At 73.0% G+C, this 23,470-nt stretch carries 19 protein-coding genes and 1 pseudogene; 4 read left to right on the top strand and 16 right to left on the bottom strand.

Annotated features, from left to right (window positions below):
- Nucleotides 1-142: 142 nt before the first annotated feature.
- From AB0I83_RS07340 to AB0I83_RS07310, 7 genes are all read right to left on the bottom strand, one after another.
- Nucleotides 143-385, bottom strand: coding sequence for a DUF6059 family protein (locus AB0I83_RS07340; RefSeq protein ID WP_363303914.1), 243 nt, complete (start codon nucleotides 383-385; stop codon nucleotides 143-145).
- The gene (locus AB0I83_RS07335; protein WP_356535869.1) at nucleotides 382-2,151 is read right to left on the bottom strand and encodes an acyltransferase domain-containing protein; all 1,770 of its coding nucleotides are present in this window, start codon (nucleotides 2,149-2,151) and stop codon (nucleotides 382-384) included. The genes AB0I83_RS07340 and AB0I83_RS07335 overlap by 4 nt, the downstream gene beginning before the upstream one ends.
- 271 nt (nucleotides 2,152-2,422) lie before the next feature.
- Nucleotides 2,423-2,692, bottom strand: a complete 270-nt coding sequence (locus AB0I83_RS07330; protein WP_356535868.1) for an acyl carrier protein — start codon at nucleotides 2,690-2,692, stop codon at nucleotides 2,423-2,425.
- A 73-nt stretch (nucleotides 2,693-2,765) separates the two neighbouring features.
- Entirely contained in the window at nucleotides 2,766-3,980 is a 1,215-nt protein-coding gene (locus AB0I83_RS07325) for a ketosynthase chain-length factor (RefSeq protein WP_356535867.1), read from the bottom strand.
- The gene (locus AB0I83_RS07320; RefSeq protein ID WP_356535866.1) at nucleotides 3,977-5,242 is read right to left on the bottom strand and encodes a beta-ketoacyl-[acyl-carrier-protein] synthase family protein; all 1,266 of its coding nucleotides are present in this window, start codon (nucleotides 5,240-5,242) and stop codon (nucleotides 3,977-3,979) included. Before AB0I83_RS07320 ends, AB0I83_RS07325 begins: the two co-directional genes overlap by 4 nt.
- Nucleotides 5,243-5,606: 364 nt before the next feature.
- Nucleotides 5,607-7,196: an acyl-CoA carboxylase subunit beta gene (locus AB0I83_RS07315; RefSeq protein ID WP_356839570.1), complete on the bottom strand. Its 1,590-nt coding sequence runs from the start codon at nucleotides 7,194-7,196 to the stop codon at nucleotides 5,607-5,609.
- 79 nt (nucleotides 7,197-7,275) lie between these two features.
- Nucleotides 7,276-8,070, bottom strand: a complete 795-nt coding sequence (locus AB0I83_RS07310; protein ID WP_356535864.1) for an AfsR/SARP family transcriptional regulator — start codon at nucleotides 8,068-8,070, stop codon at nucleotides 7,276-7,278.
- 265 nt (nucleotides 8,071-8,335) lie between these two features.
- Between AB0I83_RS07310 and AB0I83_RS07305 the strand changes: the two genes are divergently transcribed.
- The 4 genes from AB0I83_RS07305 to AB0I83_RS07290 all read left to right on the top strand — a co-directional run bounded on the left by AB0I83_RS07305 (nucleotide 8,336) and on the right by AB0I83_RS07290 (nucleotide 12,888).
- Nucleotides 8,336-8,677, top strand: a complete 342-nt coding sequence (locus AB0I83_RS07305; RefSeq protein WP_356535863.1) for a hypothetical protein — start codon at nucleotides 8,336-8,338, stop codon at nucleotides 8,675-8,677.
- Complete coding sequence (locus tag AB0I83_RS07300; RefSeq protein ID WP_363303913.1) at nucleotides 8,674-10,950, top strand: TOMM precursor leader peptide-binding protein; 2,277 nt, start codon at nucleotides 8,674-8,676, stop codon at nucleotides 10,948-10,950. Before AB0I83_RS07305 ends, AB0I83_RS07300 begins: the two co-directional genes overlap by 4 nt.
- An 89-nt stretch (nucleotides 10,951-11,039) precedes the next feature.
- Nucleotides 11,040-12,248: a histidine kinase gene (locus tag AB0I83_RS07295; RefSeq protein WP_363303912.1), complete on the top strand. Its 1,209-nt coding sequence runs from the start codon at nucleotides 11,040-11,042 to the stop codon at nucleotides 12,246-12,248.
- Nucleotides 12,249-12,273: 25 nt separating this feature from the next.
- Nucleotides 12,274-12,888 (top strand): response regulator transcription factor, encoded by a 615-nt coding sequence (locus AB0I83_RS07290; protein WP_356535860.1) that lies wholly within the window; start codon nucleotides 12,274-12,276, stop codon nucleotides 12,886-12,888.
- A 132-nt stretch (nucleotides 12,889-13,020) separates the two neighbouring features.
- On the opposite strand, the pseudogene AB0I83_RS07285 reads toward AB0I83_RS07290, so the two are convergent.
- The 9 genes and pseudogenes from AB0I83_RS07285 to cimA form a co-directional block, all read right to left on the bottom strand.
- Nucleotides 13,021-13,356 (bottom strand): annotated as a pseudogene (locus AB0I83_RS07285) (4'-phosphopantetheinyl transferase superfamily protein); the annotation flags it as partial.
- 370 nt (nucleotides 13,357-13,726) lie between these two features.
- On the bottom strand, nucleotides 13,727-14,977 hold the full coding sequence (locus AB0I83_RS07280; protein ID WP_356839567.1) for an acyltransferase domain-containing protein: 1,251 nt from the start codon (nucleotides 14,975-14,977) through the stop codon (nucleotides 13,727-13,729).
- A gap of 48 nt (nucleotides 14,978-15,025) precedes the next feature.
- Nucleotides 15,026-16,759, bottom strand: coding sequence for an acyl-CoA dehydrogenase (locus tag AB0I83_RS07275; protein WP_356535858.1), 1,734 nt, complete (start codon nucleotides 16,757-16,759; stop codon nucleotides 15,026-15,028).
- Nucleotides 16,756-18,501, bottom strand: coding sequence for a fatty acyl-AMP ligase (locus tag AB0I83_RS07270; protein WP_363303911.1), 1,746 nt, complete (start codon nucleotides 18,499-18,501; stop codon nucleotides 16,756-16,758). The genes AB0I83_RS07275 and AB0I83_RS07270 overlap by 4 nt, the downstream gene beginning before the upstream one ends.
- Nucleotides 18,502-18,629: 128 nt before the next feature.
- Complete coding sequence (locus AB0I83_RS07265) at nucleotides 18,630-18,821, bottom strand: acyl-CoA carboxylase subunit epsilon (protein ID WP_356535856.1); 192 nt, start codon at nucleotides 18,819-18,821, stop codon at nucleotides 18,630-18,632.
- Between the two features lie 121 nt (nucleotides 18,822-18,942).
- Nucleotides 18,943-19,572, bottom strand: a complete 630-nt coding sequence (locus AB0I83_RS07260; protein WP_356535855.1) for a hypothetical protein — start codon at nucleotides 19,570-19,572, stop codon at nucleotides 18,943-18,945.
- Complete coding sequence (locus AB0I83_RS07255) at nucleotides 19,559-20,545, bottom strand: aromatase/cyclase (RefSeq protein ID WP_356535854.1); 987 nt, start codon at nucleotides 20,543-20,545, stop codon at nucleotides 19,559-19,561. Before AB0I83_RS07255 ends, AB0I83_RS07260 begins: the two co-directional genes overlap by 14 nt.
- A 104-nt stretch (nucleotides 20,546-20,649) precedes the next feature.
- On the bottom strand, nucleotides 20,650-21,681 hold the full coding sequence (locus tag AB0I83_RS07250; RefSeq protein ID WP_363303910.1) for a ketoacyl-ACP synthase III family protein: 1,032 nt from the start codon (nucleotides 21,679-21,681) through the stop codon (nucleotides 20,650-20,652).
- A 25-nt stretch (nucleotides 21,682-21,706) separates the two neighbouring features.
- Entirely contained in the window at nucleotides 21,707-23,329 is a 1,623-nt protein-coding gene (cimA, locus tag AB0I83_RS07245) for a citramalate synthase (protein ID WP_356535852.1), read from the bottom strand.
- Nucleotides 23,330-23,470 lie beyond the last annotated feature (141 nt).

Here is a 23,470-nt window from a genome sequence, read left to right as displayed (position 1 = left end):
GGTGGCCTCTCCGTCCGGGGGCGGCTTGGAGGCCACCGTGCACCCATCTTAGGGCTGCCGCCCGGCGCGGTCTGGGCGGCCACCCAGGCGATCGGCCCGCCGGTCGGTGCGTCAACCACCCTGGCTCGCAACAGGGTTCGCCTCAGTCGCGCTCCCCTGTCGGCGCCATGAGCTGTTCCCGCAGCACCCGCTCCGTGGGCGTGAGCGGCAGGTCCGGTCGTAGCCTCTCCGGGTGTCCTTCAGGCGGGCCGGACAGGGACGGAGGGGCCGACGCCCGCGTGGCCGTGGGCAGCAGGGGGCCGCCGAGAGGGAGCCCCAGCCACATCCAGCCGGCCGCCGTGAGCGAGGTGCGGATCTCGTGCAGGGCCCTGCTCACGTATCTCATGCGAGCTGTGCCTCCACGGTGGCGCGAGCCGTCGCGGGGGATTCCGGCCCGCTCCAGGACCAGAGCCTGGACACGGCGTTGAGGTCCAGGTCGTGCCCCTCGGTCCAGATGCGGGCGGCTGCCGTGAGGACGGACTGGCGGTCGGCCTCAGGGGTTCCGGCGCGGGACGGCAGGAGCGGGGTCACGGCGCCCGCGCCCAGGCGGAGCGAGCGGTGCCTCCGGGCGAAGGCGGTGAGTGTCTGGCGGGGGCCGACCTCGATCAGGAGGACGTCGTCGGCGGCCAGCAGCTCGTCGAGACCGTTGCGGAAGTAGACGGTGTCGGTGATCTGGCGGGCCCAGAAGCGCGGGCTGCGGGCCTCGTCGGGGCTCATCAGGGCCCCGGTGTAGCCGGAGTAGAGGGGCAGCCGCGGTTCGCGGAGGGGGATCCGGCGGTAGTCGGCCTCGACGGCGTCGGAGGCCGGGGCCATCGCCGGCGAGTGGAAGGGGCTGGTGGCCGGGACCGTGACGACCGTGTGCCCGTCCTCCTTGAGGCGGGTGGCGACGTCCGTGAGCGGACCCTTCGAACCCGCCAGCATCACCTGCTGGTTGGCGTTGACAGCGGCGACCGCGACATCGGCGGTCAGGTACGGCAGCACCTGCTCCTCGCTCGCGGCGACCGCCAGCATGCCGCCCGCCGGGATCTTCACGGCCTCCCTGACGCGGGCCATCACCATCGCGACCGCGTCACGCAGCGAGACGACTCCGGCGAACGTCGCCGCGACGAGTTCGCCGGCGCTGTGGCCGAGCAGGGCCGTCGGGCGGACGCCCCAGCTGAGGACGAGCCGGCCGAGCGCGTAGTCGACGGCGAAGAGGAGCGGCTGGGCACGGCGTACGTCGTCGATGCCGATGGCGGCGCGGGCCGGGTCGAGCCAGTCGGCGCGGATGCGGGGGCCCTCCTCGCCCATGTACGCGAGGGCCGCGTCGACGGCGGCGGTGAAGACGGGTTCGGTGCCGTAGAGGCCCGCCGCCATCCCGGCGTGCTGGGAGCCCTGGCCGGGGAAGAGCAGGGCGATCGGCCGGGGCCGTGAACCGTCGGTGGTGCGCGCCTGGTGGACCGCGCGGGAGGCCAGCGCGGAGACGCTGACGACGCCGCCGCGGACCGGGCCGGGGGCGGTGCCGCAGGGCACGGCGGTCGGCAGGGCGGGGTAGATCTCGCGGTGCACCCCGCCGAGCATCGGCAGGAGTCCGTCGCGTACCCGGATCTCGTCCTCCGCGTCCCGCCCCGACCAGAGGATCAGCCGGTGGCGGTCCGGGTCGGTGCCGCGCGGGTTCTGGTGCAGGGGGCGCAGGGGCGGGGCGGTGTCCTCGCGGGGCTCGGTGAGGTCGAGCACCCCGAGGACGGAGTCGCCGTCCGCGACGGCCTCGGCGGCACGTTTGACGGCGTACACGGTGATCGTCTGGGGATCGGGCTCACCGAAGCCGGCGACCAGGGCGAGGTCGGCCGTTCCCTCGTGGAGTTCCCGGTGGGCCCGGCGCAGTGCGCGGGCCGGGGTGGGTTCGGTGCGGACGGTGAAGCCCTCGTGCTCGGGGCGCAGGCCGGATTCGATCGCGGCGGCGCCGATGAGGACGACGGTACGGGCGGGGAGGTCCTCGGGGGCGCGTCCGAAGGCGCGCAGCACCGCCGATACGCCGGCGGCGGAGGCGACGACCCGTGCGTGCTGCCGGGGCGCGGAGCCGGGGCTGACGATCAGCCGGCGGACCACCGCACTCTGCGAGGTGAGCGACATGGTTCCTCCTGGTGGGCCGCGGCTCGGGCCCGGTCGGTGCGTGGCCGAGGGCGCTCCGGTGGTCCCCGGTGGGCCGGCGCGGTGTCGGATGCGTACGCCGCGGTGCTGAGCAGTGGGGTGGGGCGGGGTCCCTGTCCGGGCGCGGCCGGGAGTCCGGAGGTGCGGCGGCCGCCGTGGGCCCGTACGGGCTCGGCGCCCGCCGCTCCGGAGGGTGGTGACGGCCGCCCCGCCCCGGGGGGGACGGAAGGCGGAGCGGCCGCGGGGGGCCGGCTCAGGCCGCGGTGGCCTGGCCGGAGTTGATGAGCGCGAGGAGCGCACCCGGGGTCTCGGCGTCGACGACGGCGTCGTCCGGGATCTCGATGCCGTACTCGCGCTGGATCTGGCCGATGACCTGGAGCAGGGCGAGGGAGTCGTAGCCCAGTTCCATGAACGGCGTGTCGATGACGTCGCCGTCGAGGTCGACGCCCTCCTCCTCGCCGGCGCTCTCGCGCAGCATGCGGGTCAGGTCGGCCAGGGTCACTGTGGCGGTCGTGGTGCTCATGGTCGGTGCCGTCCTCTCGGTTGGGCGCATGGATGGTGTCGCCGTACTGGTGGTGCGTGGGGGCTCGTGGGGATCAGTGCGCGCGGCGTACGACAAGGGCCGCGTTGAAGCCGCCGTGACCTCGGGCGAGGACGAGCGCGTTGCGCAGGTGCGCCTCGCGTGCCTCGGTGACCAGGTCGACGGTGTGGGCGGGCGCGGCGGCGGTGACGTTCGCCGTGGGCGGGATGACGCCGTCGCGCAGGGAGAGCAGGGCGGTGGCCACGTCGAGGGCGGCGCCGCCGGCGAGCAGCCGTCCCGTCATCGTCTTGGGAGCGGTGACGGGGACCCCGTTCGGGCCGAACAGCTCGGTGAGGGCACGCGCCTCGGCCCGGTCGAGGTCGGGTACCCCGGAGGCGTCGGCGAAGACGACGTCGATGTCGTCGGCGGCGAGCCCGGCGTCGGCGAGGGCGTTCTCGGCGGCGCGGCGCAGGCCGGGCGGCCGGCCGGTGCCCGGCGCGGGGTCCAGGGTGGCGGCGTATCCGGCGATCTCGCCGTAGACCTTCGCGGCGCCGCGGGTGCGGGCCGAGTCCGCGTCCTCGACGAGCAGGATCGCGCCTCCCTCGCCGGGTACGTATCCGGCCGCCTCCTCGGAGAAGGGCAGATAGGCGCGGGCCGGGTCGTCGACGGTGCTCATCAGGCCGGAGGCGATCTGGGGGACCCAGCCCCAGGGGCAGATGGCCGCGTCGACGCCGCCGGAGATGACGGCCGGGAAGCCCTTGCGGACGTGGCGGCGGGCGTGGCCGAGGGAGTCGATGCCGCCGGCCTGTTCGGTGAGCAGGACTCCGCTGGGCCCGCGGAGCTTGTGGCGGATGGAGATCTGGCCGGTGTTGACGGCGTAGAACCAGGCGAAGGACTGGTAGGCGCTGACGTACTCCTTGCCCTTGCTCCAGAGGTTCTGCAGTTCGCGCTGGCCGAACTCGACGGCGCCTCCGGACGCGGCCGTGACCACGCCGATGCCGTACTCGGGCATGTCGGTGGTGTCGATGCCGGCGTCGGCCAGTGCCCAGTCGGCCGCCGTCAGCGCGAGGCGCGTCATGTGGTCGGTCTGCGGCATGAGCCTGCTGGGGATGTGGTCCTCGGCGACGTAGTCGGAGACCTCACCCGCGATCCGGGAGGGGTACTGGGTGGCGTCGAAGCGGGTGACGGGCCCGAGGCCGGACTCGCCGGCCAGAGTGGCCTTCCAGTAGTCCTCGGTTCCCAGGCCGTTCGGGGCGGTGATGCCCAGGCCGGTCACCACTGCGGTGGTCATGAGGTGCTCCTCTCCGGGCGGGCCAGCACCATGGCGCTCTGGAATCCGCCGAAGCCGCTGCCCACGCTGAGGACCACGTCGGTCTTCTTCTCGCGGGCGGTCAGCGGGATGTAGTCGAGGTCGAGCTCCGGGTCGGGCTCGTGGAGGTTCGCGGTGGGCGGCAGGATGCTGTGCTCCATCGCGAGTGCGCAGGCAGCGATCTCCAGGGAGCCGATGGCGCCCAGCGAGTGACCGATCATGGACTTGATGGAGCTGATCGGGGTGCGGTACGCGTGGTCGCCGAGGCTGCGCTTGAAGGCGCCGGTCTCGTGGCGGTCGTTCATCTTGGTTCCGGAGCCGTGGGCGTTGATGTAGTCGACGGTGTCCGGTGCGAGACGGGCCTCCGCGAGGGCCACGTCGATGGCCTCCGCCATCTCCAGGCCCTCGGGCTTGAGGCCGGTCATGTGGTAGGCGTTGCAGCGGGAGGCGAACCCGGCGATCTCGGCGTAGATGTGGGCGCCGCGCCGCCGCGCGCTCTCCAGCTCCTCCAGGACCAGGATCGCCGCGCCCTCGCCGAGGACCAGGCCGCTGCGGGTCCGGTCGAAGGGCCGGCAGGAGCTCTCCGGGGTGTCGTTGCGCGGGGTGGTGGCGTGGATGGCGTCGAAGCAGGCCGAGGTGATCGGCGAGATCGGGGCCTCCGTGGCGCCGGCGATCATGATGTCGGTGGTGCCCTCGCGGATGAGCTCCACGGCGTGCCCCAGCGAGTCGAGACCGGAGGTGCATCCGGTGGAGACGACCGCGGCGGGGCCCTCCGCTCCTGCCGCCAGGCCGACTTCGGCGGCGATGGAGCTGGGCACGAAGTGGCGGTACAGCTCGGGTACGGCGTACTCGTGGTCCACGTTCCACTTGCGACCGCCGTCGCTGACGACGGCGTACTCGCGCTCCAGGCTGGTGGTGCAGCCGACCGCGCTGCCCACCGCCGTGCCGACCCGGCCGGGGTCGACGGCGGAGAGGTCGATGCCGCTGTCGGCGAGTGCCTCACGGGTGGAGACCACGGCGAACTGGGAGGCCCGGTCGAGGCGGCGGATCTCCTGGTGGGAGAGGCCCGCGGCCAGTGCGTCGAAGTCGCACTCGGCGGCGACCTGCGAGCGGAACGGCGAGGGGTCGTAGAAGGAGATCCTGCGGGTGGCGGTGCGTCCCGCCGTCAGCAGGTCCCAGTACTCCTTGACACCGACCCCACCGGGGGCCACGACGCCCAGGCCGGTGATGGCGACTCTGCGCATGGTCTACCTGACCTTCGACGGGGCCGGATGCGGCTGTGCGCACCTGCCGGTTGGCACTGTGGGGGTCACTGTCGATCCCTTCGTCCATGTGACTGCTGAGCGTGTGACCGCTGGGCGGGCGACCGCCGAGCGTGTACTGCCGAGCGGGTGACCGCCTGGGGTGTGGCTGACGGCCGTTGGGCCGGTTTCGCGCTGTTCCGGGACGGGATACCGGCGGCCGGGGCGGTTCGGGGTGGGAACGCCCCCCGGCCGGCCGAACCGGTCGGCAGCCGGCTCGTAGCGGGCCGCCGTTTCCGATGCAGCCATGGAACGTCTGTGCCCTAGACCGGGACTCGCGTGCTCGTGGACCTGTCGAACCGCACCGCTATGTCGGGATATTGCCGTGCTTACGGGACGGTATTTCGGCCTTCTTCGCGCGCAGCATGGCCAGCGAACGGATCAGGGTCCGCCGTGTGTCACCCGGGTCGATGACGTCGTCGACGAGCCCGCGTTCGGCCGCGTAGTAGGGGTGCATCAGCTCGGTCCTGTACTCGTCGATGCGCTGCGCCCGCAAGGCCTCCGGATCGGCCGAGGCGGCGATCTCGCGGCGGAAGATGACGTTGGCGGCGCCCTCGGCCCCCATCACGGCGATCTCGTTGGTGGGCCAGGCGAACGCCAGGTCGGCGCCGATGGAACGGGAGTCCATGACGATGTACGCGCCGCCGTAGGCCTTGCGCAGGACGAGGGAGATCCGGGGCACGGTCGCGTTGCAGTACGCGTACAGCAGCTTGGCCCCGTGCCGGATGATGCCGTTGTGCTCCTGGTCGACGCCGGGCAGGAACCCGGGTACGTCGACGAGCGTGACCAGCGGGATGTTGAACGAGTCGCACGTCGAGACGAAGCGGGCGGCCTTCTCGCTCGCGTGGATGTCAAGGACCCCGGCCAGGGCCGCGGGCTGGTTGGCGACGATGCCGACCGGGTGGCCGTCGAGACGGGCCAGCGCGCACACGATGTTGGGGGCCCACGCCTCGTGGACCTCGAAGCTCTCGCCGTCGTCGACGATCTCCTCGATCACCGCGCGGACGTCGTAGCTGCGCCCCGGGTCGGCCGGCACCAGGTCGGCGAGGGCGTCGGTCCGGCGGTCGGCGGGGTCGTCGCAGGGCACGGCCGGGGGCATCTCGCGGTTGTTGGACGGCAGGAGCGCGATGAGGAAGCGCACGTCCTCGAGGCAGGTCTCCTCGTCGTCGTACGCGAAGTGGCTGACGCCGGAGACGCTCGCGTGCACGTCCGCGCCGCCCAGGCCGTTGTGGGTGATGCGCTCCCCGGTGACCGCCTGCACGACGTCGGGTCCGGTGATGAACATCTGGGCCGACTCGCGGACCATGAAGACGTAGTCGGTGAGCGCCGGCGAGTAGGCGGCGCCTCCCGCGCACGGGCCGAGCATCACACTGATCTGCGGGATGACGCCGGAGGCCGCGACATTGCGGCGGAAGATGCCCCCGTAGCCCGCCAGGGCCGTGACACCTTCCTGGATACGGGCGCCGGCCCCGTCGTTGAGGCTGACCAGCGGGGCGCCCGCGGCCTCCGCGAGGTCCATGACCTTGTGCACCTTCGCGGCGTGCGCCTCGCCGAGCGCGCCGGCGAAGACCCGGAAGTCGTGGGCGTAGGCGAAGACCGTGCGGCCGTGGACGAGGCCCCAGCCGATCACGACACCGTCGCCGTGGGGTTTGCGCGCCTCCAGGCCGAAGCCGGAGGCCCGGTGCCTGCGCAGCGGCTCGATCTCGGTGAACGTGTCCTCGTCGAAGAGGAGTCCGAGCCGCTCGTGGGCGGTGAGCTTGTTCTTCTCGTGCTGGCGCCGGGTGGCCGCCGGGTCGGGCCCGCGGCTCACCTCCTCCTTCAGCCGGCGCAGTTCGGCGGCGGCTCGTCGCAGGTCGGGGGCGGCCGGAGCGACCGTCAGGTCGTCGAGGATCGTCATTGGCCGAACGTAGGAACGCCGCCTAGAGACGGGCTGGAGAGCCCGTGGGAGGGCAGCGCGCCCCCCGGCCCGGCGGCGCTCAGCCGGAGGCCGGGACCGGGAGGTCGAGAGCCGGGTCGGCGGAGAGAACGGCCTGGTGGAGGCGCTGGAGCCGGGCCGAGGGCTCCAGCCCCAGCTCGTCGACGAGCGTCACGCGCAGCCGCTGGTACGCCTCGAGCGCGCGCCAGGCGCCGCCCGAGCGGTGCAGCGCGGTCATCAGCTGGGCGCAGAAGTTCTCGTGCATGGGGTGCCTGGCGACCAGGACGCGCAGTTCGGGCACGATCTCCGTGTGCCGGCCGAGTATGAGGTCGGCGTCGATACGGCGCTCCAGGGCGGCCATCCGGTCCTCCTCCATGCGGAGGACCTCGAGCTCCAGCACGGTCCCGATGCGTACGTCGACGAGCGCGCAGCCCTTCCACATCCCCAGGGCGCGGCCCAGCAGTTCGGAGGCGGCGTGGTGGTCGCCGGCCTCGTGCGCGGCCCGGCCGGAGGCGGCGAGCTGGCCGAACTCGTGGGCGTCGACCTGGCCCGGCTGCACCTGGAGCAGGTAGCCGCCGTGCTGGGTGATCAGGACGTCCTTGGCCTGGCGCGCGGGGTCGCCGTCGAGCGCGGCCGCGATCTTGCGGCGGAGCTGGAGGATGTAGGTCTGCAGGGTGGTGGCCGCGCTGCGCGGGATGTCCTCGCCCCAGATCTCCTCCATCAGCGTCGCGACGGTGACGACGCGGTCGGACTGCAGGGCGAGCAGGGACAGGATCTGGCGCGGCTTGGCCGCGGTGGGCACGATCGACACCCCGTTCTCACGGGCTGTCAGCGGTCCCAGGACTTTGATCTCCATGATGGCGCCCTCCCTTTCGTGCGCTGTGCGGCCGGCCCGACGGCGGGCCGGCACGGGCTGCGGAGTCTGGAGCGAGCCTGGCACCTGCGGCGATGCGCTCCCAGTGAGGTGGTCACGTGGGCGCACATGAAAATGTCATGCCCCGGTGGTGACACCGGCACTGTGCCGTGCGACTCGGTGGGCCGCAGAATCCTGGCACTCGGCAAACGGCCGGGGGGAACGACAGCACGAACCGCAGTGACACGGACCCTGGAGGGGGAACTCCATGAGCATCACCATGCACGACGCACCGGCCGGCCCGGCCGTCCAGTCGTCTTCCGATCACCGCCTGGCCCTGCTGACGGCTCGTGCGGGGCTGGAGCCCGAACTGGCCCAGCGCTACACGAGTGACCCGGTCTCCGTGCTGGCCGAGTTCGGCCTCACGGCGTCGGAGCCGGTCTACGGGGACGCGTCCGGATACGACGCGTACAGATACGCGACGCCCGGCGCACAGGGCAGAGGCCTGGTCATCGACCACCTGGACCGGCCTGGTGACGCCACGCTCTACGGGTGCTACAGCGGCATGGCGCCGCTGCCCGGGGAAGAGGCCGGGACGGCCCTTGCATGACCAGAACCGGGGGGACGGGCACGGAGCTGCCCGTGGGGTTCAAGAGACATCTGCGGGTGGAGGCGATCGAGGGGGACGCCGTCTACCTGCTGTCCGAACAGGGGACGACAGCCTTGCAGGGCCGTGAGGTTCAGGAGCTCGCGGTTCTGCTGGACGGCACCAGGACGCTGTCCGACGTGCTGCGGGACGCGTCGGCGACACTGCCGCCGGCCACCGCGGCCCGCATGATCGCGGAACTCGCCCGCGCCGATCTCATCGGCTACCACGACCCGGCCGCGGACGCGTCGACCGAGGCGTACTGGGAGTTCGCCGGCATCGACGGCCCGAGCGCCTCTGCCTCGTTCCGTACGACCCCGGTGGAGCTCGTCATCCTCGGCCGGGTGGACCCGGCAGCGGCACGGGCCGAGTGCCTGGCGGCCGGACTGCGGGTGACGGAGCCGAGACAGGGGGGCTCGGCCGCGCTCTCGCTCGTCCTGGTCGACGACTACCTGGACCCGCGCCTCGCCGGGGTCGACGCCCGGCACCGGGCCGTCGGCCGGGCCTGGCTGCCGGCCAAGCCGAGCGGCGCCGAGACCTGGGTGGGGCCGGTGTTCGGCACCCCGGACACCGCGTGCTGGGAGTGCCTGGCCCACCGCCTGCGCGGCCACCGCGCCTCCCGCGCGCCGGTCCTGCACGCCCTCGGCCTCGCCGGGACGGTCCAGGTCCCCGAGGTCTCCTTCGCCCCCGTGCGGGCGCTGGGGCTGCACACCGCGGTGCTGGAGGCGGCGAAGTGGGTGGCGGGCATGCGCTACGACGGGCAGCGGTCGGTCTGCCGGCTGGACGCCCGCACCCTGCACATCGAGCGCCACCGGGTGGACCGCCGCCCGCAGTGCGGCGTATGCGGGGACCCCGGACTCGTCGCGGACCGGGTACGAAGACCCTTCCGCCTGCGGTCGAGTCCGAAGACGCACACCGTGGGCGGCAACCACCGGGCGCAGAGCGCGGAGGCGGTGCTGGCCAGCTACCGGCACCTGGCCGACCCGGTCACCGGGATCGTGTCCGGCCTCGGTCCGGCGCCCGACTCCCCCGAGGGCCTGAACCGGTACGTCGCCGGGCGCAACATGGCCCTGGGCGACAGCCGTTCACTGGCCGGACTGCGCGGCGGCCTGCGGGGGCAGAGCGGCGGCAAGGGGACGACTCCGCAGGAGGCCGAGGTGGGCGCCCTGTGCGAGGCGCTGGAACGTTACTGCGGCACCCGCCAGGGCGATGAGCCCACCGTGCGCGGCACCCTGGCGGGGATCGGCGACACGGCCCTCCACCCCAACGAGTGCCAGCTGTTCGCGGACCGGCAGTTCCGGGACCGCGAGCGCTGGAACTCCGGGCAGTCGCGCTTCCAGCAGATACCCCCGCCCTTCGACCCGGAGGCGCCGGCCGACTGGACCCCGGTCTGGTCCCTCACCTCCGGCACCCAGCGGCTGCTGCCCACCTCCATGCTGTACTTCGGGCCGGGACCGGGCGGCGTGCCGGCCGCGCCGTGGGCCGACTCCAACGGCAACGCGGCGGGCAGCAGTCCGGAGGACGCCGTCGTCCAGGGCTTCCTGGAGGTGGTGGAGCGGGACGCGGTGGCCCTGTGGTGGTACAACCGGACCCGGCAGCCCGCCGTGGACCTGGACGCGTTCGACGAACCGTGGCTCGCCAGGACCCGGCAGGCCTACGCACAGCTCCACCGGGACATCTGGGTACTCGACCTCACCGCCGACTTCGGCATCCCCGTGATGGTCGCGCTGTCCCGGCGCACCCGGGGGGCGGCCCAGGGCATCTCCTTCGGGTTCGGGGCTCATTTCGATCCCCGGCTCGCTCTGCGCCGCGCGGTGACGGAGATGGCGCAACTGCTCCCACCGGGCGGGGAGTCGCCGCCCCGGGCGCATTCGACGGACCCGCAGCTGTCCGCCTGGTGGCGTGAAGCGACCGTGAAGAATCAGCCATACCTTTGCGCGGATCCAGCCGAAAGCGCGCGCACCCCCGGTTCCTACTCCTACGTGGCCAGGGCCGACCTGCGGGAGGACGTGGAGTGGGCCGAAACCCTCGTGCGGGAGAGGGGCCTGGAGATGCTGATTCTGGATCAAACCCGCCCCGACGTGGGACTTCCCGTAGCGAAGGTGATCATTCCGGGGATGCGTCACTTCTGGGCCCGATTCGCCCCCGGCCGCCTGTTCGACACACCGGTGAAACTCGGACGGCTCGAAAGGCCCCTCCGGTACGAAGAATTGAACCCCGTACCGCTGTTCGTCTGAATCCGGCTACCCCCTGCGTCCGCTGGCTCACGGAGAAGCGAAGACATAGCATGCGTCCGCCACTGTTGGTCCTTGGCGAGGAGGCGGCCATGCCGGCGAGGAACATCGCTCCGTTCTCACCCCGGTCGCAGGCGCCCGCGCCCCGGCTGGCCCGCGCGGTCATCGTCGTGGCCCTGCTCTGTTATAGCGCGATGACCGTGCTCAACGTCGTACGCACCCGGCCGCCGACGGGGCAGTTGGTCGCGTGCGTCACGCTCGTCCTGGCGGTGTTCGCCGTACAGCTGGCGGTCTCCTCACCGCAAGCCCGACGGTGGCCGACCGGCCGGAAAGCGCTTGTCCTTTCTGTACAAGTGGTACTCACCTTCACGCCACTCGTCTGGTTCGGCACCAACTGGGGGAGCATGGAGGGCCCGCTCGCCGCCTCGGTGCTGCTGACCCTCCCGGCCCGCTACGCCTGGCCGAGCTACGGGCTGCTGATCGCCTTCATCCCGGTCTACAACGTGCTGGCGGGGGCGACCGTCGACCTGGTCCTGTACTTCACGATCGCCGGCATACTCACGGGTCTCGTCATCTACGGCCTGACCCGCCTGACGGATCTGGTGCACGAGGTGCACGCCACCCGGGAGGAGCTGGCCAGGATGGCGGTGACCCAGGAGCGGCTGAGGTTCGCCCGGGACCTGCACGACCTGCTCGGTTACAGTCTTTCCGCGATCACGCTCAAGGGGGAGCTGATCCAGCGGCTCATCAGCAGCCGTCCGGACAAGGCGCGCGAGGAGACGGTCGCGGTGCTGCGGGTGGCGAGGCAGGCGCTGGCCGACGTGCGGCTGGTGTCCAGCGGTTACCGGGACATGTCGCTGGCCGAGGAGGCCGAGTCCGCGGGGGCGGTGCTCGCCGCCGCGGACATCCGTGCCGACGTCCGGGTGGAGTGCGGGCGACTGCACCCGGTGGTCGACACCGTGCTCGCCACGGCACTGCGCGAGGGGGTGACCAACATCCTGCGGCACAGCGGGGTACGCAACTGCACCATCACGGCGTCCACGGCGGAGGAAACGGTCCGTCTGGAGCTGACCAACGACCAGCCGCACGCGCAGCCCGACGTCTTCTCCGCGCGGTCCGGCGGAAGCGGACTGGAGAACCTGCGCTGCCGGTTCGACGCCGTGGGCGGCGGGCTCAGCGCGGGCCTGCGGGAGGACGGCTGCTTCCACCTGGAGGTGTGGGCGCCGGTCCAGCCGCGCAACCAGGAGGACGAGCTGCTGATCCTCGCGCCGGCGGCCTCCGAGAGAACCGCCGTGGCCTGACCACACCATCTGACCGGGGGTAATGATGCTGGATGTGAGAATCCTCCTCGCCGAGGATGTCCACATGATCCGTGGCGCACTCGTGGCGCTGCTCCAGCTGGAGCCGGATCTGCACGTCGTCGCGGCCGTGGACCGCGGCGACACGATCGTGGCCGCCGCGCTCGCGTCCAAGCCGGACGTGGCAGTGATCGACGTCGACCTCCCCGGCATCGACGGGCTCACGGCGGCAGCCGAGCTCCATGAACAGCTGCCCAGCTGCCGCACGTTGATACTCACCAGCCTCGGGCGGCCCGGAACCCTGCGGCGAGCCCTGTCGGCCCACGTCTCGGGCTTCCTGCTGAAGGACTCGCCGCCGGACCAACTGGCTCTGGCTGTACGGTCGGTGGCTACCGGACGCCGGGTCGTCGATCCGCAACTCGCCCTGACGGCCTGGGACTCGCCGGAGAATCCGCTCTCACCCCGGGAGCTGGAGGTGTTGCGGCTCGCCGCCCGCGGAGCCGACGCCGCCGAGATCGCCGGCTGCCTGTACCTGTCCAAGGGCACGGTCCGCAACTACCTGACGGCGATCGTCGGCAAGCTCGGCGCCCGCAACCGCATCGACGCGATCCGCATCGCGGAGGAGGCCGGCTGGCTGCCGTGACTCCGGCGGGGCGGTTCGGGCAGCACGGGGCGGGCCCAGCAGCGCGTCGAGCATGCCGGCGTCCAGGGTGGTGCCGACCGACAGGTCCGAGAGCTCACCGAAGCCGGTGTCGCACACCGCCACGCTGACGACGTACCCGTCCCCCGCGGGCCGGGTGACGAACTGCCACTCCCCGCCGGGCACGGGCGATCCGTCCGGCCGCACCAGGCGGCTGCTCGCGCCGTCGAGGGCGAAGCCGAACTCGGTGAAGCGGAAGCGCAGCCCCTGGCCGAGGGCCTTGCTGTAGGCCTCCTTGAGCGTCCAGAGCCGCACCATCGTGTCGTTGCGCGCCCCCTCACCGCCGGCGTCCAGCCGCTCCTTCTCGTACGGGGTGCAGGCCTGGCGCTCGGACCCGGTGTGCGCGAGCCGCCGGTCGGCACGCTCCACGTCGACGCCGATGCGGCCCCGGCGCGTGACGCCGACGACCATCATCTCCTCGGTGTGGCTCAGGCTCACGTCGATCTGGTCGCAGCCCCGTACGTACGGCCGCCCGCCCGGCTGGTACGCCAGGTCGACCAGGTCCGGAGCCGTGCCCAGCGCGGCGGCGGCGGCCTGCCGCAGGAACAGCCGGGAGGCGACGAACCGTTCCCGGATGCGCGGCTGGGTGATCGTCTGGTACCGGCGCCAGTCCCGGCCCAGCCGGCGGCGCAGTTCCGCCTCGGTGCCGTCCCCCGGCTGCCAGGCGGGCATCCTCGCGTACAGCACGACGCTGCCGGTGCGGGAGAGTTCCCCGTGGAGTCCGTCCCAGGGCCCGTCCGGGCCTTCGGCGAGCAGCAGGCGTCCCACCCGCGCTCCCACCTCAGGCTCCGGAGAGGGCCGCGGCCAGCGGCCCGGCGTCGAGAGCGGAGATCACCCCTGCCAGATCCACGGCGTCGCTCGCCGGACCCTGGCACACGGGCAGGCAGACGGGACCCCGGGGGCCGCCGCCCATCCGCCGCAGATACGGCGTGAGCACGGCCTGCGGGCCGATCTCGACGACGTGTGTGGGCGTCTGCTGGGCGAGCAGGCTGCGCGCCGCGTCGGCGAACCGGACGGGGGCGGTGATCTGCTCGGTCCAGTACGGGGCGTGCAGCGGCTCGGTGGCGAGCCGGCCGTGCACGGTCGAGTAGAAGGGCACCCGGGCGGCTCCGCCGGGCATCCGCCTGGCGATCGCCTCGAACTTGGCGACGACCGGTGTCATCAGCGGCGAGTGGAAGGCGTGCGACACGGCCAGGTGCCGGCAGCGGATCCCGCGCTCGTCGAGCCGGGCCTCGATGCGCTCCAGGGCCGTCCTGTCGCCCGAGAGCACGATCGCCTTGGCGGCGTTGATGGCGCTGATCCCGACGGCCGGCTCCGCCGCGACGAGTTCGGCGGCCTCGTACGGGGTGACGCAGGTGGCCATCATGCCGCCGCCGGGCGGCAGGTACTGCATGAAGGCGCCCCGCATCGACACCAGCTTCGCCGCGTCGGCCAGGGTGAGGGCCCCCGCCACGGTCGCGGCAGCGAACTCGCCGATGCCGTGGCCCAGGACGGCCACCGGCAGCACCCCGGCCTCCTCCAGGGTCCGGGCGAGGGCGTACTCGACGGCGAACAGGGCGGGCTGGGTCATCGCGGTGCGGTGGACGCCCGGGTCGTCGGCGAGGATCATCTGCACGACCGACTGCCTGGTCCACGGCGTGATCGCCGCGTCAGCCTCGTCCAGGAAGGCGCGGTAGCCGGTCGAGTTCAGGTAGAGCCCGGAGGTCATGCCCGGGTGCTGGGAGCCCTGGCCGGTGAAGACGAAGGCGGCGCGGACCTTGCTGCCGCCCCGGTTCACGTCCCGCATCGCCAGGAAGTCCGCGAGCTGCCGCAGGGTCGGGTACGCCCAGATGTCCTCGGGCTCGATCAGCGAACCGAACTCCTCCTCGATGTCGCCGTAGAGGCTGAGGGCGGCTACGGAGTCGAGGCCCTCAGCCGCGAGCGACACGGTGTCGTCCACCGGCCGGCCGAGGTAGTGGGCGACCCGTTCGGTGAGCCACTCGCGGTGGGCCACCGCGAAGTCGTCGTGCGGGCCCGGGGGTTGGTCCTGCATGGGAGTGCTCCCTGTCTGGCTCTGGGGCGGGGGCGCCCGGTGTGGTGGTCAGGCGAGCGGCGAGCTGTAGAGGTCGTAACTACGGCGGTTGTGCAGCCGGGCCATGGCCTCGTCCAGCACCAGCCGCTCGCAGCCGTCCGGGCGGTCGGGCAGGGGCAGCCCGAGCCGCCTGACGAGCCGGTACAGCACCGCGGTCACCCAGGCGGGAGAGGCCAGGAAGGAGTCGGTGCGCCCGGGGGGCGCGTGCCGCTGCTCGCGCCAGACCCCGAGCACGGCGGCCCCCGCGAGCACCAGGGTGTAGCGGTCCGCGAGGCCGAAGCTGTACGGACTCGACAGGGCCTCCCGGTCGCCCTCCGGCACCTTCTCGAAGGCCTTCTTCAGCTCGACGAGCTCCCCCGTCAGCGCCCTGGCCAGGAAGCGCAGCGACGGCCCGCCCTCCGCCTCCCCGCCCTGTCCTCCGGCCGATTCGAGCAGGTCGGTGCAGGCGACCAGGGTCGCGGCGAGCGGGTCGCCGTCACCGAGCAGCGCCGGCTGGGACAGGTCCAGCGGCGGCAGCGGCTCGTGCGGGCGGAACAGCGCGGGGGGCGGCTCGGGATCGGCGAACCACGCGTGCCGGGCGAAGTACGGCAGCTGCGGAAGGATGCTGACCTGGCGGCCCGCGCTCCCGGCGTGGCCGAGCGAGGTCACCGGCAGGTCCCGCCGCTGCTTCTGGAACATGCCGTACGCGCCGTCCTGGGCGAACGTCTCCTCGCCGAGGACCGAGGACATCTCGTCCATGCTCTCGGCCACCAGCTTGGGGGCCAGGTAGGCGGCGGCCGCCGCGTACGCGCTCATCTGGCGGGGCAGCAGGTGCAGCGCCCTGGTCGCGACCAGGGCGAGGCAGTCGATGACCAGCAGGTCGAGGAAGCCGCCGGTGATCACGTCACGTACGTGCTGCACGTCCAGGGAGGAACGGCCGTCGGCGCGGGTGCGGTCGGCGAACCGTGCGACGGTGCGCAGCGCGGTGTCCGCGCCGGCCAGGACGATGGACGGGATCAGCCCGCGAATGAGGAGCGAGGACCGCAGGGACAGCTCGTAGCCGTCGCCCACGGCACCGAGCACCGCGTCCGACGGCACGGGGCAGTCGGTGATCCGCAGCCCGCCGAACTCCGCGCTGCGCATCCCCGTCGTGGCGCGCCGGGCGAGGTCCTCCACGCGGCCGGCGGGCAGCTCGTCCCGGTCGAGCAGCAGGACCGTGTGGCTGCGGCCTCGCTCCGCGCCCTCGGTGCGGGCGAAGATGACCAGGCCGGTGGCCCGGGAGGCGTTGGCGATGGCGGACTTGCTGCCGTCGAGGACCATGCCGCCGGGGACGGACCGGGCGGTGAACTCGTCGCGGACGAAGTCGTTGCCGTGGGCGACCTCGTGCCGGGCGACGGCGACGCGCCGGCCCTCCAGGAGCAGTCTTGCGGCGTGCCTGCGCTGTTCGGGGCCGCCCGCGGTCCAGACGGGGGCGGAGGCGAAGAAGCAGTTGAGCCCGTAGCCGAAGCCGAGCGAGGCGTCGCGCCGGAAGACGGGGCGCAGGAGGCGGCCGAGCACGTCCATGCGCTCCAGCCGGCCTCCCACGTCCGCGGGGACGAACTCGGCGTTCAGGTCGAACTCGTCCAGTACCCGTTCGGCCTCGGGCAGCACCTCGCCCGCCGCGTCCGCGGCGAGCAGGCCGACCGTGCCGAGCGGGTTGGCGGTGTCGTCGAGGGGGCCGAACGCCTGCTCCAGAGCGTCGATCCGCTCCTCCGATGTGGTCATCGCTGCCTCCCCGCAGCGAGCAGTTCCTCGATCTCGGGCTCGATCCGCTGGTGCAGCGGGGTCAGTTCGCCGCGCAGGAACAGGCGTCGCATGGCGGCCCGTTCGACCTTGCCGCTGGTCGTCCTGCGCACCGTGCCGGGGCGTACGAGCACGACGCCCGAGGTCCGCACCTCGTACTCCTCGCCGAGCCGTCTCTGGACGGCGGTCGCCAGGGCTGCCAGGTCGATGTCGTACCGGCTCCGGGCGCGCAGCTCCTGGACGATGACGACGCGCTCGCGCTCCCCGGGCACCGCGAACGCGGTGGCTGCGCCGAAGAGGCCGCTGACCTGCTGGACGGCGCGTTCCAGGTCCTGCGGGTAGAGGTTGCGCCCGGCGACGACGATCATGTCCTTGAGCCGGCCGGTGACGTGGAGCAGGCCCTCGCTCAGGGCGCCGAGGTCACCGGTGCGGAGGTAGCCGCCGCCGCCTCCCTCGACACGGCAGTCGAAGGCCGCCGCGGTCTCGGCGGGGCGGGCCCAGTAGCCGGAGCCGATGCTCTCGCCCCGGACCCAGATCTCGCCGATCCGGCCGTCCGGCAGCGCACGGCGGGTCTCGGGGTCGACGATGCGCAGCTCCGCGGAGGCCGCGGGGCCGCAGTGCACGAGGGTGCGGGCCCGCCCGGCGGGGGCGGTGAGCACACCGGCCTCGAGCGCGGCGGCGTCGACGGTGCGGGTGGCCGCGGCCGGTGCGGTGGGGGTGCCGGAGACCAGGAGCGTCGCCTCGGCGAGCCCGTAGCAGGGGGTGAGCGCGCCCGGCCGCAGTCCGGCCGGGGCGAATCGCTCGGCGAAGGCGGAGAGCGTGTCCGGGGTGACGGGTTCGCCGCCGTTGACGGCGACCTCCCAGTGGGACAGGTCGAGACCCGCGAGCTGCGAGTCGTTGATCCGGCGGACGCAGAGCTCGTACGCGAAGTCGGGTGCTCCGCTGAGGGTCAGCCCGTAACGCGAGATCGTCTCCAGCCAGTTGGCGGGCCGCTTCACGAAGGAGCCCGGGGTCATGAGCACGGCCGTGCCGCCGAGCCACAGCGCGTGCAGGAGCTGGCCGACGAGCCCCATGTCGTGGTGCAGCGGCAGCCAGCCGCCGACCCGGATCCCCGGCCGGGTGCCGAGCGCCTCGGCGATGGCGCGCTGGTTGGCGAGCAGGCTCCGGTGGGTGATGACCACACCTCGCGGGTCGCGGGTGGACCCCGAGGTGTACTGCAGGTAGGCGACCGTGTCCGGGGCGGCCTCGAAGGGCTCGGCGGACGTGTCGGCGGTGGTCGCGGCGGGCCCGTCGGCCAGGAGGCAGACGACCTGGCCGTGGCCGGTGCGGGCGAGAAGCTGGGAGACCTCGGCGGCCTCCGCGGTGGAGGTGAGGACGCACGCGGCGGCGGAGTCCTTGACGATGCCCGCGACGCGGTCGTCGTGGTGGCCCCGGCCGCCGGGCGGGGCGACGGGGACGGCGACCGCTCCGGCGTACAGGCAGGCCAGGAAGCCGGTGACGAAGAGCGCGCGGGAGCGGTGGGCGAGCAGCACCCGCTCCCCCGGTTCCACGTGGCGGCGCAGGGCGGCGGCCAGGGTGCGGGCGGCACCGTCGAGTTCGCCGTACGTGACGCTCCGCGGGCTCAGGTCGCCGTCCTGCTCGGTGAGGAGGATGAGGGCCTCCCGGTCCGGCGTGCCGGCGGCCTGGGCCTGGATGTGTTCCGTAAAAGTCTGGTGACCGTTCACGCCTCCCCCTCCTGTGCCGTGGCGCCGTCCGACGGGACGGGCCATGGCGGGCTCTGCTGTCGGCGAGGCCGGGGTGTGCCCCTGTAGGGTTCCCCGGTCCCGCCCCCGGATATGCGGCGAACCGCGCTTCACGGCGCGGTCCAGGTGACCGTGGGCCGGTGGCCGCCGCGTTTGACGGTCCATCCCGCGTAGGCGGCCCGGGTCTCGGCGTCCGGTTCCCCGGAGCGCCGGGCCAGGGCGAGCAGTACGGCGGTGACGGCCGCCAGCTCCGCCTCGTCGGGCCGGCCGCGGACCACGGTGATACGCATCGGATTCGCCATGGCAACAGAGTGCGCGCACCTGCTCGAAGCGGGCTCGCGCCCGGGACGTGCGGGAGCCGAGGGCGGGATCCCGTCCTCGGCTCCGGCGGTTCTGGTCGGGTGCTGGTGGCGCTGGTCGCCGTCAGTTCAGGACGCGTTCGTAGGCCACGTGCCGGGTGCGCTCGACGACGACGTCCGCGGTCCGCCGCACCTGCTCGACGAGCGCGAGGCGTCCGCTGTCCGCCAGGGCGCGGTCGCAGTCCTCCGGGTCCTGCCACCACTGCAGACCGGTGTAGACGTCGGGGCGCAGGGTGGAGCGCAGCAGATCGCTGCCGCCGAAGCCGCCGAGCCGTGCGAAGTGCTCGCCGGACTCGGCGAAGTACCGCTCGAAGACCTCACGGTCGCCGAAGACCCTGGCCCGGGTCAGCAGGACGTTCGCCGCCCCGACCACGGCGTCGGCCCTGAGCACCCGCGCCACGCTGACGGCCTGGTCCACCTCGGTGTCGACCAGCGGGCCGAGCTGTCTGACGTGGGCCTGGAAGGTGTCGTCGTGGACGGTGTCCAGGAAGCCTCTCGTGGTCCGCCAGTGCCCGAGGTGGACGTACACCTCGGGGCGCTCGACGAGCTGGACGGTGACGAGGAAGTCGAAGTCCTCGCGTCTGCGCAGGTACTGGGAGTGGTCCCGGAACTCGCGCTCGAACCGCCCGGTGTCGCCCTTGACCTCGAACCTGTTGACCACGGTGAGAGGGGTGTCCTGACTACGACTGTGCACGCGCTTCCTCCGCGAACTGCTTGGCGTGATGCAAGGTGGTGGAACTGTTCGTGCCGAGGGACCTGCGCACCAGCGCCCGCGCCTCGGCAAGGGTGGCCTCGGGTCCCAGCGCGGTGCGTACGCCCTCCGGGTCCAGGGTCACGGTGTGCCACGAGGTGGCCCTGACGGTGCCGTCCCCGAGCGACTCGATCACCCAGCGGCCCGTGTGCCCGGCCATGGCGACCGGGACGCGGAGCTGCTTGTAGACGATGACGTCGCGGTCCTCGAAGCAGACCCGGACCGAGGTGGTGTTGTGCGTCGAGCCGTCCGGGCTGCGGGTGTCCATGTCCATGTGCTGGATGCCCGGTTCGTCCTCGGTGAGGTCGAGCCTGGCCACGTGCGGGAGGCGCTCGGGCCAGAGGTCGGCGCGGTCCAGGAAGGCGTAGACGTCGCCGGCCGCGCCGAAGACGGTCGCGGAGTCGCTGAAGGTGAAGTGGAGTTCCTCGCGGGCCTCGCCCAGTTCGGCGGTGTTCTTGAGGGCGAGGAGCTCGGCACGGCTGTTGCCGTCCACGGCCGCCTCGATGAGTTCCTCCGCCGCCGGGTCGCCGTCCACGGCGCGGTAGTCGTGGAGGAGCGTCACACGCGTGGTGCCGTCCTCCAGCTCCTGGACGCGCCACTCGCCGCCCATGGCCGCGACGGGTGCGGCGGTGACGACCTGGCGGAAGGTGATGGTGCGGGCGGCCGGGTCCAGGAAGCGGCGGGAGGTCCAGGTGCGGACCTTGTCGCCGGCGACGGCCCAGATGCGCAGGAGCTGGTCGCCGCCCTCGGCGGGGGCCTCCTCAAGCACCTCGACGTGCACGGTGGGGCCGAACACCTGGGGCCACTCGGCGACATCGGCCACCAGTGCGTAGACGGCGGCGGCGGAAGCCGCCACGGTGATGGAGTGCTCCGTGACATGGAGTGCTTCGGTCTCGGACGTAGCGGTCGGCGCCACGGCAAACCTTCCCTTCGAACGGTCCGCAGCAGGGCGGATCACAAGGCTGACATGAATTGCTCAAGCGGAACTGGAGAAACGGTGGACCCGCCCCGGGACGGCCGTCAGGCCGCCCAGGCGGGAGTCTCGAGTACGTCGACGACCGCGCAGCCCCAGCTGTAGCCGGCGCCCACGCTGACCAGGACGATCCGGTCGCCGGGGCGGGCCCGGCCGGAGGCCGTCAGGTGGTCGAGGCCGGCGAACTGGTCGCCGGCGCCGAGGTGTCCGACCGTCCGGTTCCACTCCCAGGTGGTGCGACCGGGGTCGATGCCGAACGGCTTGTGGTAGATGGAGTCCAGCCGGCGGCGGCCGAAGTGCGGGAGCACCACCCAGTCGGCGTCGCAGAGTTCGGACCCGGCGTCGGCCAGCGCCTGTTTGATGACGGTCTGCTGGCCGTTGTGGGCGCGGGTGATGGCGTACGAGATCCCGGTCCGGCCGACGAACGCGCGCTTGGCCGCCTCGAAGTCGACGGGCATCCGGTGGCCGAACGGGGCCGTGGTGAACGGGTCGTCGCCGCGGTGCAGCGGCTCCAGTTCGGGGTCCGCGTGCAGTGCGAGCGAGACCAGCCTGGCGAAGCCGCCGCGCCGGGAGAGGACGAGCGAGGTGGCACCGTCGGCGTACGGCGTGCCGGGGTCGGTGTTCCAGCGGTCGATGCCGGGGGCGCAGAAGCGGTCGGCGGTGGTGAGGAGGGCGTCGCTGTGGCCGTGGCCCGCCGTCAGGTAGGCGGTGGCCAGGTCGAGCGCGGCGAGCCCGCCGTTGGACATCTGCCGGATCTCGACGGCCTGGCAGGTGTTGCCGAGCGCCTCGCGCTGGATGTAGGAGGCGACCGGCCACAGGTCCTGCCCCTGGTGGTAGGTGTCCGCGTGCAGCAGCAGATCGACGTCCCCGCCGAGGGTGCCGGACCGCTCCAGCGCGGTCCTGGCGGCGGCCACGGCCATCTCCGCGGCGGATTCGTGGGGCGAGTACGCCACCGACTCCATGCCGGTGGCCGCGGCCACCCGGGGCGGGCAGGCCCCGGAGGCGACGGCGTCGGCGACCGGGATGCGGGAGGGGAGCCGGGTGGAGGTCCCCCGTATGTAGACGTCTTCCAGACGCACTGTCACTCCAAGAGGGGTCGCGGGCTCAGCCCGTGGCGGCGGCCAGCGGCGGGGCGTCCTCGACCCGTCCCGGCGGCCCGTCGAGCAGGACGTAGTGCACGGCGTCGAGGAGCGCGTGCCAGCTGGCCGCCGTGGTGTTGCCGTCCACGCCGACGGTGCCCCAGTGGCGCTGCCCGTCGCGGTAGGAGATGAGCACCCGGGCCGCGGCACCGCTTCCGGTCTCCCCGCTCAGCACCCGCACCCGGTAGTCGACGAGTTCGAGCCGGGCGAGGGCGGGGAAGCAGGGGTCGAGGGCGGTGTGCAGCGCGGTGTCCAGGGCGTTGACCGGGCCGTTTCCGTGGCCGGTCGCGGTGACGGGCCGGCCCTGCACGGTGAGCCGTACCGTGGCCTCGGTGCTGACCTCCCCGCCGCCTGCGCCGGAGACCCCGACGGACCACGACTCGACCTCGAAGGGCCTGGGTCCGCGGCCGCCCGCCAGCTCCTCGCGCAGCAGGAGTTCGAAGGACGCGTCGGCGGACTCGAAGCTGTAGCCGGCGTTCTCCAGCTCCTTCACCCGCGACGCGGCGCGGGCCACTTCGTCGGAGCCCGCTTCGAGGTCGTATCCCAGCTCCCGTGCCTTCAGCTCGATCGACGAGCGCCCGCCCATGTCGGAGACGAGGGTGCGCATCGTGTTGCCGACGAACTCCGGCGTGGTGTGCTGGTAGAGGTCGGGGTCCACGCGCAGCGCGGACGCGTGCAGTCCGGCCTTGTGGGTGAAGGCCGAGCCGCCGATGTAGGGCGCGGCGGCGCTGCCCGGCACCTGGGTCAGCTCGGTGACGGCCCGGCCGGTCGCGGCCAGCCCGCGCAGCTTCTCCAGCGGGACGACCTCCCGGCCGCGCTTGAGCACCAGGTTGGCGATCACAGTGAACAGGTCCGCGTTGCCGCAGCGTTCGCCGTAGCCGTGGGCGGTGCCCTGGGCGTGGACGGCTCCGGCGTCGATCGCGGCCATGGTGTTGGCGACGGCGCAGCCGGTGTCGTTGTGGCAGTGGATGCCGAGCGGCACGCCCGTCAGCGCGAGGGTCTCGGCGACCACGGCGCGCACCTCGTCGGGCAGCGAACCGCCGTTGGTGTCGCACAGGACGACGGTCTCGGCACCGGCCTCGGCCGCCGCGCGCACGACCGCGAGGGCGTACTCGCGGTTGAGCAGGTAGCCGTCGAAGTAGTGCTCGGCGTCGACGAAGACCCGCCGGCCCGCGTGCACCAGGTGTCGCACCGTGCCGCTGATCATGGCGAGGTTCTCGGCGAGCGTGGTGCGCAGGGCGTTGCGCACATGACCGGTGTGGCTCTTGGCCACGAGGGTCACCACCGGGGTCTCCGCCTCCAGCAGGGCACGCACCTGGGGGTCCAGGGAGGCGGGCACGCCGGGCCGCCGGGTGGCGCCGAAGGCGGCGAGCTCGGCGTGCTTCAGGCCGAGCTCGGTGCGCGCCCGGCGGAAGAACTCGGTGTCCTTCGGTACGGCGCCCGGCCAGCCGCCCTCGATGAACCCGACGCCGAGGTCGTCGAGCCGGCGTGCGACGGCGAGCTTGTCCTCGACCGTCAGCACCATGCCTTCCTGCTGGGTGCCGTCGCGCAGGGTCGTGTCGTAGAGCTGGAAGCTCTGCTCAGCCATCGCCGCTCCCTCTGTCTGGATGTCTGCCGGCCGGCCGGGCTGTCCCGGCGGCGGTGGCCGGCTTCTCCGGCTGTGGTCCCCAGGGTCGGGCGGACGCACGGAGGGCCGCTGGAGCCCAGGTCGACCCCGGCCCGCGGCACC

This window comes from Streptomyces sp. NPDC049970 (assembly GCF_040660235.1).
Lineage (GTDB): Bacteria > Actinomycetota > Actinomycetes > Streptomycetales > Streptomycetaceae > Streptomyces.
This window is presented reverse-complemented; position numbering and strand designations above follow the sequence as displayed.

Coding starts and splice junctions, on each gene's coding strand:
- AB0I83_RS07340 (WP_363303914.1), bottom strand. CDS start 385: ATGAGATACGTGAGCAGGGCCCTGCACGAGATCCGCACCTCGCTCACG.
- AB0I83_RS07335 (WP_356535869.1), bottom strand. CDS start 2,151: ATGTCGCTCACCTCGCAGAGTGCGGTGGTCCGCCGGCTGATCGTCAGC.
- AB0I83_RS07330 (WP_356535868.1), bottom strand. CDS start 2,692: ATGAGCACCACGACCGCCACAGTGACCCTGGCCGACCTGACCCGCATG.
- AB0I83_RS07325 (WP_356535867.1), bottom strand. CDS start 3,980: ATGACCACCGCAGTGGTGACCGGCCTGGGCATCACCGCCCCGAACGGC.
- AB0I83_RS07320 (WP_356535866.1), bottom strand. CDS start 5,242: ATGCGCAGAGTCGCCATCACCGGCCTGGGCGTCGTGGCCCCCGGTGGG.
- AB0I83_RS07315 (WP_356839570.1), bottom strand. CDS start 7,196: ATGACGATCCTCGACGACCTGACGGTCGCTCCGGCCGCCCCCGACCTG.
- AB0I83_RS07310 (WP_356535864.1), bottom strand. CDS start 8,070: ATGGAGATCAAAGTCCTGGGACCGCTGACAGCCCGTGAGAACGGGGTG.
- AB0I83_RS07305 (WP_356535863.1), top strand. CDS start 8,336: ATGAGCATCACCATGCACGACGCACCGGCCGGCCCGGCCGTCCAGTCG.
- AB0I83_RS07300 (WP_363303913.1), top strand. CDS start 8,674: ATGACCAGAACCGGGGGGACGGGCACGGAGCTGCCCGTGGGGTTCAAG.
- AB0I83_RS07295 (WP_363303912.1), top strand. CDS start 11,040: ATGCCGGCGAGGAACATCGCTCCGTTCTCACCCCGGTCGCAGGCGCCC.
- AB0I83_RS07290 (WP_356535860.1), top strand. CDS start 12,274: ATGCTGGATGTGAGAATCCTCCTCGCCGAGGATGTCCACATGATCCGT.
- AB0I83_RS07280 (WP_356839567.1), bottom strand. CDS start 14,977: ATGCAGGACCAACCCCCGGGCCCGCACGACGACTTCGCGGTGGCCCAC.
- AB0I83_RS07275 (WP_356535858.1), bottom strand. CDS start 16,759: ATGACCACATCGGAGGAGCGGATCGACGCTCTGGAGCAGGCGTTCGGC.
- AB0I83_RS07265 (WP_356535856.1), bottom strand. CDS start 18,821: ATGGCGAATCCGATGCGTATCACCGTGGTCCGCGGCCGGCCCGACGAG.
- cimA (WP_356535852.1), bottom strand. CDS start 23,329: ATGGCTGAGCAGAGCTTCCAGCTCTACGACACGACCCTGCGCGACGGC.